This window comes from Bradyrhizobium sp. AUGA SZCCT0222, assembly GCF_018130205.1.
Classification (GTDB): Bacteria; Pseudomonadota; Alphaproteobacteria; order Rhizobiales; family Xanthobacteraceae; genus Bradyrhizobium.
This window is the reverse complement of record NZ_JAFCLX010000004.1, coordinates 194171-208322: the sequence shown is the minus strand read 5'-3', so window position 1 is coordinate 208322 and position 14152 is coordinate 194171. Positions and strand designations below refer to the sequence as shown.

Here is a 14152-nt window from a genome sequence, read left to right as displayed (position 1 = left end):
TCATAGAATTGATCACGTCGTCGTCAGTTGCCAGGATGCTGGCCCCTCGCATGCCATGCGGCAAGCACTTCCCTTTCTTCATCGGCGGTTAGGCCGACGACTGTGCCGTTGGTGGTGCGCAGCCAGTCAAGCGTGTCACGCGCGGTCTCCGAAAGAGGCCGCAAGGTGAGGCCGGCATGACGCGCCGGTGTCGTGTCGCGCGTAGCAAAGCCGGCAAAGTCCGGCAAAGGGAGCCACAAAGGGAGTGATCGAGGGCCCGCCCAACGTCTGACGTCGTGCTGCTCCAGGAAGGCACGATTTACCCATGTAAACGTACAGGATGAACCCAGTGCCGCCGCGCACTCGGCCAGCAGTTCGCCGCGGGGGCGCGTTGGCCCAATTCCGTCATAGACACCAGTCAGGCGGGCTTGCGCGGCATGAACGATCCATTGGGCAAGGTCGCGCACGTCGATGAACTGAACGGTATCCTCCGGGCTCCCGGGCGCAAGCACTTCGCCTCCGCGGGCAAGCCGCGCTGGCCAATAAGTGAACCGACCCGTCGGATCCTCCGGCCCGACAATAAGACCCGCCCGACAAATGAAGGCGCTTTCGCCTACGGCCTGCTCGCATGCGACTTTCGCAGCACCATAGATTTCTTCACTACTATACTCGACCTCCGGGGCGGTGGGTGCCCGCAGTGGGGCGGTGTCCGCCCGCTGCCCGGGAGTGCGATTGTCCGCATAAACGCTTACTGTCGAGACGAAGGTCCAGTGCCCGGTCTGCTGCTTGAGTGCGGCGACCGCGCGGCGCACCTGGCCCGGATGACGTGATACATCCACGACAGCATCGAACTCCTGGCGGGCAAGCGGCTCGAGACCATTTGAAACGTCGCGGTCGACGGCAACAAATTTCGCGCCGGGCGCAATCGGACCCGCAAGCCCCCGTGCGGCGCACGTCACGTCATGTCCGGCAGCGCAAGCATGAGCCGCAATCGCGCGCCCAAGAAACTGGCTCCCGCCCAGAATCAACAGACGCATGAAGCTGCCTCCCCTATCGCCAACGCGATCACATTCCTCCGGCGCGACTTAACGGAGACGTAATCGGGACTTGAGCCTACCACACCTGGTAGTTGGGACCGCACTTTCGACCGAGCCGATTTGGTCATCCTCGATGCCATCGCTATCGAGAACCTTTCAAACTCGCGTCTATTCGGATTTGATCACTTGAACAGCGGCGTGCCCGGTACGAAGGCGTCGAACGCGGCCCAGAATTGCGAGCGGTAGCGGTCCTGCTCCTGCAGGATCTCGTGCTTGGACCCGGCAATCACCAAATGCGAGCCGGCGCGCAAATGATAGGCGAATTCCTCGATTGCCGCGGTCGAGACGATGGTGTCGCTGCTGGCGGCCAGCATCAGGATCGGCTGGCGGATTTCGGAAGGGTAGTTCGACGCGCGAAAACCGTGCATCGCGCGAAACGCCGTGTCGGCCCAGGCCACCGTCGGCGAGCCGATGCCCAGCGTCGGGTCTTCTTCCAGGATCGCGGCGTTGCGCGCAAAGCGCACGGGATCGCTGGTGAAGGGATTGTTGATGAAGGATTCGGTGCCGGTCAGCGCGTCGCTGCCTCCAGGCACGTAACGGCCGCCCTGACCTGCGAGCCGCAGCACCCGCAACATTGCGCGCGCCGCAAACGAGGTCCGGCTTCCCGGCAGATCGATCATCGGCGCCGACAGCACCATGCGGTCGAACCAGCGTTTTCCCGCATGCGCGACGCGCAGCATCACGGCACCGCCCATCGAATGCGCCAGCGCGAAATATGGCGGCGGGCAATCGGGCAGCACCACCTGCTGCACGAAGGTTTCGACGTCGATTTCGAAATCGGAGAAATCGCGGACATAACCCTTGCGTGGATCGCGCAAGCGCCGCGAGGAATGACCCTGGCCGCGCCAGTCGATCATCGCCACGGCAAAGCCGCGATCGCGCAGGTCGCGCACCGTCTCGAAATATTTCTCGATCTGCTCGCTGCGGCCGGTGAAGACGCAGACGGTACCCTTGCGGCCCGCCGGCGGTGCCCAGCGCGCAAAGCGCAGTTCGGCGCCGTCAGGCGTCTTGATGGTGCCGCTGACGACATCCTCCGGAACCGGATTGGCAGGGATCGAGACGAGCGTCATGGACAGGGAACCGGCTAGGTGAAACGGGCTGGAAATCAAGGCGGGGTATCAAAAAAGGGACCTGGTTTGGCCCCTCTTGAACGATGTTCAGCCTCTCCCATATCACTTCTGTGCAGGCCGCTACCAGTGTTTCGGAACCGAATACCCCGGTGTTTCGGAGTCGAAATCTGAGGCTGCACATGGACGAAAGCCCGGCCCGATGGCGGGCGGGTTAACTGCAACAGTCGCTCAATGGAGGACTACCCTATGCGTACCTACGATCTCGCCCCGTTTTATCGTTCCACCGTCGGCTTCGACCGCTTCTTCTCCCTGCTCGACCAGGCAGCGTCAGACGGCAGCCCCGGTTATCCCCCCTACAACATCGAGCGCACCGGTGAGAACGCCTACCGCATCAGCGTTGCGGTCTCCGGCTTCTCGCAAGGCGAGCTTTCGATCGTCGCCAAGGAAAACACGCTGACGATCAAGGGTGAGAAGTCAGCCAACGAGAACGGCCAGGACAAATCCGAAGTGCTATACCGCGGCATCGCGGCGCGCGCCTTCGAACGCGCCTTCCAGCTTGCCGATTTCGTGCAGGTCAAGAACGCCTCGCTCGAGCACGGTCTGCTCCACGTCGATCTCGTCCGCGAGATTCCCGAGGCCAAGAAGCCGCGCAGCATTCCGATCAGCAACGGCTCCCAGACCCCGCGGGTCGTCGACAGCTCGGCGGTCGCGGCCTAGAGCATTTTCGGTTCTGATCGGATCAGAACCGAAGCTCTAGATTCTCGTTTTGACGCGTTTTCTTCACGCGAACCGGTGTCCACTTCGCTCGAAAACGCTATGAGCGCGATCAGGCTTTCAGCAGATATTGGCTGAACGCGAGAACGCCCCGGGAAACCGGGGCGTTTTTTTGTGCGCGATGTTCGTGATTTCACACTGCCGTGAACGCCGTAACGTCACGCCCCGCGTATCGAAACTCCAATCATGGGCAGCGCATCACGCTGAAAAAATCACGGAGCAGGTTCGATGAAGATGGTTCAACTGGTAACGGCGCTCGCGGTCACGGCATTTGCGGGATCGCTTGGCACACTCCCGGCGCAGGCCGAGGCGGCGGCGCCGGTGGCGCGCAATGTCGTGCTGGTGCACGGGGCGTGGGCGGACGGCTCGAGCTGGTCGGAAGTCATCCCCTATCTGCAGGCCGCGGGGCTGAAGGTCACCGCCGTACAGAATCCGCTGACGTCGCTTGCCGATTCCGTCGCCGCGACCCGCCGCGCGCTGGCACTGCAGGACGGGCCGACCGTGCTGGTCGCGCATTCGTGGGGCGGCACCGTGATCAGCGAGACCGGAACGGATCCGAAAGTATCGGCGCTGGTCTATGTCGCCGCGCGCGGCCCCGATGCGGGCGAGGATTTTGTCGCGCTCTCCGGAAAATTCCCGGCCGGGCCGGTGCGCGCCGGGATCCGGGAACATGACGGCTTCACCAAATTATCGGAGGATTCGTTCCTGAAATATTTCGCCAACGGCGTGGCGCCGAAAAAGGCCGAGGTGCTCTACGCGGTGCAGGAGCCGACCGCCGTTTCCCTGTTTGGGGGACGCACCACCGTGGCCGCCTGGCACTCCAAGCCGTCATGGTATGCGGTCTCCAAGCAGGACCAGACCAAAATCCCGACCTCGAGCGGTTCCTGGCCAAGCGCATGAACGCGACCACGGTCGAACTGGACGCGGGTCACCTGTCGCTGGTGTCGCATCCGAAGGAGATCGCCGACCTGATCCTCGCGGCAGCGGGTCATAAGGAATAGGTGCTGGGGCTGTTCTCGCTCCCCCGACTCCTTCGTCATTCCGGGGTGCGCCTCTTGGCGCAGGCCCGGAATCCATACTCCCGATCGTGGTTATGGATTCCGGGCTCGAGGCTTCGCCTCGCCCCGGAATGACAGCTTCTTTACTCCAGCCCCTGCACGTTGGGCATCTCCTGGGTCGGGGCGATCTGCGGTACCGGCTTGGCCTGGACCGCTCCTGTCGTCACGGCCGCGGCCGGCGTTGTTTGCGCTTCAGCCGATTTAGGCTGAGCTGCCGCCGATTGCTGCACCGGTTCCGCCGCGGCTGCGGGTTTGGCCGCAGGCTCGGCGGTGGCCGGCCTGGCCGCCACGGCTTTGGCGGCCGGTTCGGCGATAGCCTGCTTGGCGGTGAGCGGGCTCGGCTTCGGCACCGGCACAGTGTGGCTCGCGACCTGCGGCGCCGGCTTCGGCGGCCGCGGCGCGCCCCTGGCATGGGTCGGCGGCAGCGATCCGGGCGGGCCGTAATTCATGGTCAGATCGTCGTTGAAATTATCGCCCATCCGGTGCGCCGGTATGAAGCGGATGATCCGGCCGGTGCGGGCGTCGATGATCAGGCGGCCGTCGTCGCCGCCGCGGTCGATCACCGAAATCGTGTAAACGAAGCCGCGTTGCTGCGGGATGCCGAGCGGCGAAAATCCGCTCTCGCGCACCACCGTGTAGACCTCGGTCGGCGGCAGCAGCATCGGCCCCTGCCCGTAGCCGTAGCGCGGCCCGGGATAGGCCGGCGGCGACGCATAACGGGGCGGCGCATAATAGGGGTCGCCAATGTCGGATACCGAATAATAGGGCGAGCGTCCGGCCTCGTAAGGCGCCGGTACCTGCGCCTGGGCGGCCGTTGTGGCGAGAACCGTCCCCGCCGCAAAAACCCATCCTGTGAAGAACTTCATCATCCATTGCTCCTGTTAGCCCCTGCCTGGAGCGTGTTCGCTCTCTTGCCCGGCCGTCCCGGAACCGAACTTCATTGTGAAATTCGGCGGTCCTTGGGCCGGATCGCGGCGCGTTTGCCCCAAATCCGGGGCAGTATGTTTCGGCAAGCCGGGGCAGTGTGTTTCGACGGCTACAGGCACGGATCAGTCATGCAGGCAGGGACTTTCACGCGCTTGTGTGATAGAGAAAAATTTGGCATGGTCGGGAGTTAGGACAGCATCACTGTCTCAATTGTGGGCATTCCCGGCACGGGGATTGCAACGAAAGCTGGCGGCTTCGAGCTCCAGGCAAGTACAGGCAAGGCCGTTCCTCAGGGACGTTGAACGCCCAAACCTGAATTTAGGAAATTTCGGCTCGCGGCGGACGAGCGGTGGCCCGGTGGGTGCCGCAAGCGCCCAAGGTGCGCCGGTGCAGTTAAGGCCCTTGACCTGATTGAGAGGACTAAGATGAGCGGGTCGGAATTCGAGCGCGAAAACATCGTGACAGAAACGCTGTCGGCGACCGCTATCTCGAAACCGGACGACGCCGCGTATCATACCGAGCCTCAGCGCGAGTGGAGCTGGCGTCCGCCGGCTGAAGGCCTCTACGATCCGAGCCTCGAAAAAGATTCCTGCGGCGTCGGCTTCATCGCCAACATCAAGGGCCGGAAGTCGCATCAGATCGTCGACGACGCGATCAACATTCTCTGCAACCTCGAGCACCGCGGCGCTGTCGGCGCCGACCCGCGCGCCGGCGACGGCGCCGGCATCCTCGTGCAGATCCCGCACGCGTTCTTCACGCGCAAGGCGGCCGAGATCGGGTTCAAGCTGCCGAAGCCCGGCGAGTACGCCATCGGCGCGCTGTTCCTGCCGAAGGAGACCGCGTGGCGCAAAGTAATCCAGAGCATCATCGCCGACCAGATCAAGGACGAAGGCCTGAAGCTGCTCGGCTGGCGCGACGTGCCGACCGACAATTCCTCGCTCGGCGAAACCGTCAAGCCGACCGAGCCGTCCTGCATGCAGGTGTTCATCGGCCGCAACGGCGCGACCAAGACCGAGGATGATTTCGAGCGCCGGCTCTATATCCTGCGCAAGTCGATCTCGCAGGCGATCTATCAGCGCCGCGATCGCGGCCTTGCCGGCTATTACCCGGTCTCGATGTCGTGCCGGACCGTGATCTACAAGGGCATGTTCCTCGCCGACCAGCTCGGCAAGTATTATCCCGATCTGCACGAGCCGGATTTCGAGAGCGCGCTGGCGCTGGTGCATCAGCGCTTCTCGACCAACACCTTCCCGGCCTGGTCGCTGGCGCATCCCTACCGGATGATCGCCCATAACGGCGAAATCAACACGCTGCGCGGCAACGTCAACTGGATGGCGGCGCGGCAGGCCTCGGTGCATTCGGAACTGTACGGCAAGGACATCTCCAGGCTGTGGCCGATTTCTTATGAGGGCCAGTCCGACACCGCCTGTTTCGACAACGCGCTCGAATTCCTGGTGCAGGGCGGCTACTCGCTGCCGCACGCCGTGATGATGATGATTCCGGAAGCGTGGGCCGGCAATCCCCTGATGGATGAGACGCGCCGCGCCTTCTACGAATATCACGCCGCGATGATGGAGCCGTGGGACGGCCCGGCCGCGATCGCCTTCACCGACGGCCGCCAGATCGGCGCAACGCTGGACCGCAACGGCCTGCGGCCGGCGCGCTATCTCGTTACCAAGGACGATCGCATCGTGATGGCGTCCGAAATGGGCGTGCTCAAGATCCCCGAGGACCAGATCATCACCAAGTGGCGGCTGCAGCCCGGCAAGATGCTGCTGGTCGACCTCGAACAGGGCCGCCTCATTCCCGACGACGAGATCAAGGCTGATCTGGCCAAGAGCCATCCCTACAGCGACTGGCTGCATCGCACCCAGATCCAGCTCGAGGAATTGCCCGACGCCTCGAGCAAGGGCATGCGCTCCAACCTGCCGCTGCTCGACCGGCAGCAGGCGTTCGGCTATTCGCAGGAAGACGTCACCATCCTGATGACGCCGATGGCTTCGACCGGCGAAGAGGCCGCGGGCTCGATGGGCAACGACACGCCGATCTCGGCGCTGTCGGACCGGCCGAAGCCGCTGTTCACCTACTTCAAGCAGAACTTCGCGCAGGTCACCAACCCGCCGATCGATCCGATCCGCGAAGAACTGGTGATGAGCCTGGTCTCGATCATCGGGCCGCGGCCGAACCTGTTCGACCTGCAGGGCCTCGCTTCGACCAAGCGTCTCGAAGTGCGCCAGCCGATCCTGACCGACGCGGATCTGGAAAAGATCCGCTCGATTTCCAGCGTTGCCGACAGCCATTTCAAGTCGCGCACGCTCGACACGACGTTCCATGCCGGCTTCGGCGCGGCGGGCCTCGAACAGGTGCTCGACGAACTCTGCGCGCGCGCCGAAGGCGCGGTGCGCGAAGGCGTCAACATCATCATCCTGTCCGACCGCATGGCGGGCTCGGACCGGATTCCAATCCCCTCGCTGCTGGCCTGCGCCGCCGTGCATCATCATCTGATCCGCACCGGCCTGCGCACCTCGGTCGGCCTCGTGGTCGAATCCGGTGAACCGCGCGAAGTGCATCACTTTGCGTGCCTCGCCGGCTACGGCGCCGAAGCGATCAACCCGTATCTGGCGTTCGAGACCATCATCGCGATGAAGGACCGCCTGCCCGGCTCGCTCGACGATTACGAGATCGTCAAGCGCTACATCAAGTCGATCGGCAAGGGCCTGCTCAAGGTGATGTCCAAGATGGGCATCTCGACCTACCAGTCCTATTGCGGCGCGCAGATTTTCGACGCCGTCGGCCTGAAGGCAGAATTTATCGCCAAGTATTTCGCCGGCACCCACACCCGGGTCGAAGGCGTGGGTCTTGCCGAAATCGCCGAGGAGACCTGCCGCCGTCACAGCGACGCGTTCGGCGACGCGCAGGTCTACAAGACCGCGCTCGATGTCGGCGGCGAATATGCCTACCGCACCCGCGGCGAGGACCACGCCTGGACCGCTGAATCGGTCTCGATGCTGCAGCATGCCGCGCGCGGCAATTCACTGGAGCGCTACAAGGCGTTCGCCAAAATCCTCAACGAGCAATCCGAGCGGCTATTGACGCTGCGCGGCCTGTTCCGGATCAAGTCCGCTGAGGACGAGAAGCGCAAGCCGATCAAGCTCGACCAGGTCGAGCCCGCCAAGGACATCGTCAAGCGCTTCGCCACCGGCGCGATGAGCTTCGGCTCGATCTCGCGCGAGGCGCACACGACATTGGCGATCGCGATGAACCGGATCGGCGGCAAGTCCAACACCGGCGAAGGCGGCGAAGAGGCTGATCGCTTCAAGCCGATGCCGAACGGCGATTCGATGCGTTCTGCGATCAAGCAGGTCGCCTCCGGCCGGTTCGGCGTGACGACGGAGTACCTCGTCAACTCCGACATGATGCAGATCAAGATGGCGCAGGGCGCCAAGCCCGGCGAAGGCGGCCAGTTGCCCGGCCACAAGGTCGACGCCGTGATCGCGCGCGTCCGGCATTCGACGCCGGGGGTCGGCCTGATCTCGCCGCCGCCGCACCACGACATCTATTCGATCGAGGATCTGGCGCAGCTGATCTACGACCTCAAGAACGTCAATCCGGACGGTCAGGTCTCGGTCAAGCTGGTCTCCGAAATCGGCGTCGGCACCGTGGCCGCGGGCGTCGCCAAGGCACGCGCCGACCATGTGACGATCGCAGGTTTTGAGGGCGGCACCGGCGCATCGCCGCTGACCTCGATCAAGCACGCAGGCTCTCCGTGGGAAATCGGCCTTGCCGAAACCCACCAGACGCTGGTGCGCGAGCGGCTGCGCAGCCGCATCGTGGTCCAGGTCGACGGCGGCTTCCGCACCGGACGTGACGTCGTGATCGGCGCGCTGCTCGGCGCCGACGAATTCGGCTTTGCCACCGCGCCCTTGATCGCGGCCGGCTGCATCATGATGCGCAAGTGTCATCTCAACACCTGCCCGGTCGGCGTCGCGACGCAGGATCCGGTGCTGCGCAAGCGCTTCACCGGCCAGCCCGAGCACGTCATCAACTACTTCTTCTTCGTCGCCGAGGAAGTCCGCGAGATCATGGCCCAGCTCGGCTACCGCACCTTCAACGAGATGGTCGGCCAGACCCAGATGCTCGACCAGTCGACGCTGGTGGCGCACTGGAAGGCCAAGGGCCTCGACTTCTCAAAACTGTTCGTGCGCCAGAAGGAACAGCCCGGCCAGAAGATCTATCACGCCGAGAGGCAGGACCATCATCTGGAAGCCGTTCTCGACCGCCGCCTGATCGAAAAGGCGCAGGCCGCGATCGACCGGGGCGCGCCGGTGAAGATCGACGAGGAGATCAACAACACCGACCGCTCGGCCGGTGCGATGCTGTCGGGCACGCTGGCCAAGATCTACGGTCATGCCGGCCTGCCGCTCGACACCATCCAGGTCAGCCTCAAGGGCACCGCGGGCCAGGCGTTCGGCGCCTGGCTGACGCGCGGCGTCACCTTCGAGCTCGAAGGCGAAGGCAACGACTATGTCGGCAAGGGCCTGTCGGGCGGTCGCATCATCGTCAAGCCGCCGCGCAATTCCGGCATCGTGCCGGAAGAGTCCATCATCGTCGGCAACACCGTGATGTACGGCGCGATCGAGGGTGAATGCTATTTCCGCGGCATCGCCGGCGAGCGCTTCGCGGTGCGCAACTCCGGCGCGGTCGCGGTCGTCGAAGGCGCCGGCGACCATTGCTGCGAATACATGACCGGCGGCATCGTCGTGGTGCTGGGCAAGACCGGGCGCAACTTCGCGGCCGGCATGTCCGGCGGCATCGCCTATGTGCTGGACGAGGCCGGCGATTTCGCCAAGCTGTGCAACATGGCGATGGTCGAGCTTGAACCGGTGCTCTCGGAAGAAATGATCAACCAGAACACCTATCACCACACCGGCGATCTCGAAGCGCATGGCAGGGTCGACGTGTTCCAGAACCTGCTCGACTCCGACGTCGAGCGGCTGCACGTCCTGATCACGCGCCACGCCAAGCTGACCGGTTCGAAGCGGGCCGAAGAGATCCTCGCCGACTGGAAGACCTGGCTGCCGAAATTCCGTAAGGTGATGCCGGTGGAATACCGCCGCGCGCTGAAGGAATTGAAGGCGAACGCCGACGCCGAGCCGAAAATCGCGATCGGGGCGTAGACTGGGCGACGCCGTCGTCCTGAGGTGCCCGAGCGAAGCTCGGGCCTCGAAGGACGGCTGGGACGACAATTCATCCTTCGAGGCGCGCAAGAGCGCGCACCCTGGGGATGACGAGCACGACGAAGACGACGAAGCTTAAGTTGCAGGAACGTTGGGTTTAATGGGCAAGATCACAGGTTTTCTGGAAATCGACCGGCACGACCGCAAATATGCGCCCGTAGCCGACCGCTTGCAGCACTATCGCGAATTCGTCATTCCGCTGAGCGAGAAAGACACCCGCGACCAGGCCGCGCGCTGCATGAATTGCGGCATTCCCTATTGCCACGGCACCGGCTCGGTTCAGCCGGGTACGCCGGGCTGCCCGGTCAACAACCAGATCCCTGATTTCAACGACCTCGTCTATCAGGACAATTGGGAAGAAGCCTCGCGCAATCTGCACTCCACTAACAATTTCCCGGAGTTCACCGGCCGCATCTGCCCGGCGCCGTGCGAGGCGTCCTGCACGCTCAACATCGACGACAACCCGGTCACCATCAAGACCATCGAATGCGCGATCGTCGACCGCGCCTGGGACAATGGCTGGCTGAAGCCGGAAATCGCCCCCAGCAGGACCGGCAAGAAGGTCGCGATCGTCGGTTCCGGGCCTGCGGGCCTTGCCGCCGCGCAGCAGCTCGCGCGCGCCGGCCATGACGTCCATGTCTACGAGAAATTCGCCAAGGCCGGCGGCCTGCTCCGCTACGGCATTCCCGATTTCAAGATGGAAAAGCACGTCATCGACCGCCGCGTGGCGCAGATGGAAGCCGAGGGCGTCACCTTCCACTACGGTGTCAATGTCGGCGGAGCTTCGCCGGGCGCGATCGATCCGCGCGAATTGCACCGGCAATACGACGCGGTGGCCCTGACCGGCGGCGCCGAAGCCGGCCGCGATCTGCCGATCCCCGGCCGCGACCTCGACGGCATCCACTTCGCGATGGATTTCCTGCCGCAACAAAACCGCCGCGTCTCCTCCGAGCCGCTCGGGGCGGCCGCGGACATCCTCGCTGATGGCAAGCATGTCGTCGTGATCGGCGGCGGCGACACCGGTTCGGACTGCATCGGCACGTCGTTCCGGCAGGGCGCGAAGTCCGTGACCCAGCTCGAAATCATGCCGGCGCCGCCCGAGCACGAAAACAAGGGCCTGACCTGGCCGAACTGGCCGTTGAAGATGCGAACGTCATCGAGCCAGGCCGAAGGCGCCCGCCGCGAATTCGCGGTGCTGACGCAGAAATTCTCCGGCGTCGACGGCAAGGTGCAGAAGCTGCATTGCGTGCAGGTCAACGAAAAATTCCAGCCGATCGCCGGCACCGAATTCGAACTCGACGCGCAGCTGGTGCTGCTGGCGATGGGCTTCGTGCATCCGGTCCATGACGGCATGCTGAAGACGCTCGGCGTCGATCTCGACCAGCGCGGCAACGTTCGCGCCAACCTGACCGACTACCAGACGTCAGTGCCGAACGTGTTCTCCGCCGGCGACATGCGCCGCGGCCAGTCGCTGGTGGTGTGGGCGATCCGCGAGGGCCGCCTCTGCGCCCGCGCCATCGACCAGTATCTGATGGGATCGACCACGCTGCCGCGGTAAGCGGGGCGGTCGCAATTGAACGGCAAAACAAAAATGGTGCAGGGCGCCGGAGCGCACTGCACCATTCTTGTAGATATCAGTCCTGCGGAACGCTGGACTTACGGACAGATCCGCACGGGACCAGCCCAGTAGCAGGAAGGCGCGTAGTAGCCGCCGCCATAACCGTAGCCGCGACCATAGCCGCGTCCGCCACCGCGGTAATAACCGCCGCCGCGGCCAACACCACGACCACCGCCCCGGCCGCGTCCGCCGCCGCGACCGCCGCCACCACGGCCTCCGCCGCCACGACCACCGCGCTGCGCGTACGCCGCCGTCGTCGATCCTCCAACCATCAGCGCCGTCACACCGACGATGCTGAAACAATAGATGCCAACGAGAATAATCGTAGCCAAAGTACGTGATAAAATGCTGCGAGAGGCAGTTTTGCCCTGGGCCATTGAAACTCCTTCTGTAAGGACCACCAGATTGGGGCCGCTTTGGTCCGCGGTCAAGCAATAGTGGGTGTGACACCGTCACACAACCGTTAGCGGTGTGTCACAATTCACTCCCCTTGCCTTAAGCACACAAGCGAGGCGATGAACTTCAGTGCTGCAGGCGCACGCCGAGCATAACAATGGTGGCGGCGGTGCTGTTGCCGGGCTGATTGGAATCCAGCCAGTCTCGACGCAGTGTGCCGGTGATCCACAGATTGCGGTTCATCTTGTAAATCAGGTCGCCGGAAAGTGAATAGAAGCGATCGAAGCGCTGATCGCCCTGGTAGGTCTGCGTGCCCCACGTGAATTTGCCGATGCCGGTCAGCCAGCGTCGAAAATCGTGATCGACCTCCGCGGTGTAGGTACGCGTCAGTACACCGGAGACGCCGGGCACCGTGGTCTCATTGATCGTCGTGGTGGCAAAAAATTTCGCCGTTGTCAGCGGCGTGGCGACCCAGACCAGCGAAGCCGACGTTAGCAGCCCTTGCAGCGGCAGCAACCGCGGATCCTCGTAGGTACGCGCCGCCCAGCCAACCGCGAGCTCGCCCGTCAATATCCGTGAGAATTCGAAGGTGGTGCCGGCCCGCACCGATCCGCCGTTGGAATTGCGCTGATAGCCGTTGCGATCCACCAGCAGATCGTGCGAGCGAACGTTACCTTCGATTTCACCGAATGGTTTCAGGCCCGGCATCAGATCGTAGCTGACACGCCCGAGACCGCCGAACTGATTGTAGTTGCGGTCGTCATTGGTGGTCGATGTGCCGTCGGTCAGCTGTGAATTCTGATAGACGGTGCGGTCGACGGCTGCGCCGGCGGAAAGCTGCAGCCGGTTGAAGTTCTGATCGACACCAAAAGTCCCTCCGAACGTCGCGTAGACGGGATACCTGGCGAGGCCCGCTTGAATGTTGGGGCTGCCCGGATTGTCGGTGGCGACGAGTAGCCGGGCTTGCCCGAGCAGTCGCGTATCGCGCGAGACATCGAGACGGCCATCGACATGGCCGTTGAAATTCGGACGATCGACATTGGTCGGCGCCGACGACACCACACCGTCCACCGGCGGGAACGTATTGGTGTAGCCGGTGAAAGAGCCCTTCAGATCGGCCACCAGCGCGTGGCGCTCCCAGTCGGAGACGGCGAGGAATTCGGGCGCGACTACATAAAATGGCGAGCCTCGCGGCACGGCGATTCGGGCGGGATTGGTGTCGTAGCCACCCCGCAGTTCGAGCGCCGATTTGATCAGGAAGCTGCCGGCGTAATCGCCGACCGCGCCGAACGGGTCGTCGTCGATCTTCAGGCGCTTGCGCGCGGGTTGGCCCACCACGGTGCCGGCCATCGCAGGCGGGATCGGGGCCTTGTTCGCGGTCTGCGACGGCGGAATCGAAAGCCGCAGCGGCGTGTTCGACAGCAGCGGCGGCCGACTGCCCGGTCCCGGCGGCGGCTTCGGCCGGACCTGTCCCGGATAATATTTCGGCTTCTGAAGCTTGCGGTTGAGCGAGTCGTAACCGGAGCTGGAGGCGCCGCTGGCGGCAGGCAGGCCATAGCGCGGGATCGCCCCGATGCGCGACGGCGCGGGCTTCTCCTTGTCGCGAACCCGGGCGTCGTTGGCGTCGTCGCTGGTCTTGTCGTTGGCCTCGGCATTGGTCCGGCGCAGCGGCGAATCCACCGGCGTCAGCTGGCTGCTGCGGGTCGGGCTGAACAGGTCAGGCGTGACGGTCTGGGCCTGCGCAATGGTGCCGGTCAGGACGATCAGCGCAAGGCATGGCAATACCGCGCGGAAAGCTGTCGCGCGCCTGCTTTGGCCCCTTACTGGACCTGCCATCACGATGAAAATACTCCAACAACGTCAGCTACTTATTCGACGTACTCCGAGCGCGCGGGGAAAACGTCGTTAATGGAGTTAAAACAATTATGGTTAATGACCCGTTGAGAGCCGGCGGCCCGCGTCGCATCGCCGGTTGGGCCATGCTAAGGAGGGGTCC

Annotated in this window: 8 protein-coding genes and 1 pseudogene; 4 read left to right on the top strand and 5 right to left on the bottom strand. The window is 63.9% G+C overall.

Going from position 1 to position 14152, the window contains the following annotated elements:
• Positions 1-23: 23 nt before the first annotated feature.
• Complete coding sequence (locus JQ629_RS05160; RefSeq protein ID WP_212411616.1) at positions 24-1016, bottom strand: NAD-dependent epimerase/dehydratase family protein; 993 nt, start codon at positions 1014-1016, stop codon at positions 24-26.
• Positions 1017-1198: 182 nt separating this feature from the next.
• Complete coding sequence (locus JQ629_RS05155) at positions 1199-2146, bottom strand: alpha/beta fold hydrolase (protein ID WP_212411615.1); 948 nt, start codon at positions 2144-2146, stop codon at positions 1199-1201.
• A 246-nt stretch (positions 2147-2392) separates the two neighbouring features.
• Between JQ629_RS05155 and JQ629_RS05150 the strand changes: the two genes are divergently transcribed.
• Positions 2393-2863, top strand: a complete 471-nt coding sequence (locus tag JQ629_RS05150) for an Hsp20 family protein (protein ID WP_212211474.1) — start codon at positions 2393-2395, stop codon at positions 2861-2863.
• Positions 2864-3148: 285 nt separating this feature from the next.
• Positions 3149-3921, top strand: a pseudogene (locus JQ629_RS05145) (alpha/beta fold hydrolase).
• Positions 3922-4061: 140 nt separating this feature from the next.
• Here the strand turns inward: JQ629_RS05145 and JQ629_RS05140 are convergent.
• Positions 4062-4847 carry a hypothetical protein gene (locus tag JQ629_RS05140; RefSeq protein WP_349631209.1) on the bottom strand — a complete coding sequence of 262 codons (786 nt, stop codon included), beginning with the start codon at positions 4845-4847 and terminating at the stop codon, positions 4062-4064.
• Positions 4848-5330: 483 nt separating this feature from the next.
• Here JQ629_RS05140 and gltB point away from each other — a divergent pair, with 483 nt between their 5' ends.
• Complete coding sequence (gltB, locus tag JQ629_RS05135; protein WP_212411614.1) at positions 5331-10082, top strand: glutamate synthase large subunit; 4752 nt, start codon at positions 5331-5333, stop codon at positions 10080-10082.
• Positions 10083-10242: 160 nt separating this feature from the next.
• The gene (locus JQ629_RS05130; protein WP_212411613.1) at positions 10243-11700 is read left to right on the top strand and encodes a glutamate synthase subunit beta; all 1458 of its coding nucleotides are present in this window, start codon (positions 10243-10245) and stop codon (positions 11698-11700) included.
• 98 nt (positions 11701-11798) lie between these two features.
• On the opposite strand, the gene JQ629_RS05125 is transcribed toward JQ629_RS05130, so the two are convergent.
• Positions 11799-12032 carry a hypothetical protein gene (locus tag JQ629_RS05125; RefSeq protein ID WP_212411612.1) on the bottom strand — a complete coding sequence of 78 codons (234 nt, stop codon included), beginning with the start codon at positions 12030-12032 and terminating at the stop codon, positions 11799-11801.
• A 250-nt stretch (positions 12033-12282) separates the two neighbouring features.
• Positions 12283-13992, bottom strand: a complete 1710-nt coding sequence (locus JQ629_RS05120; RefSeq protein ID WP_212411685.1) for an outer membrane beta-barrel protein — start codon at positions 13990-13992, stop codon at positions 12283-12285.
• Positions 13993-14152: the final 160 nt, after the last annotated feature.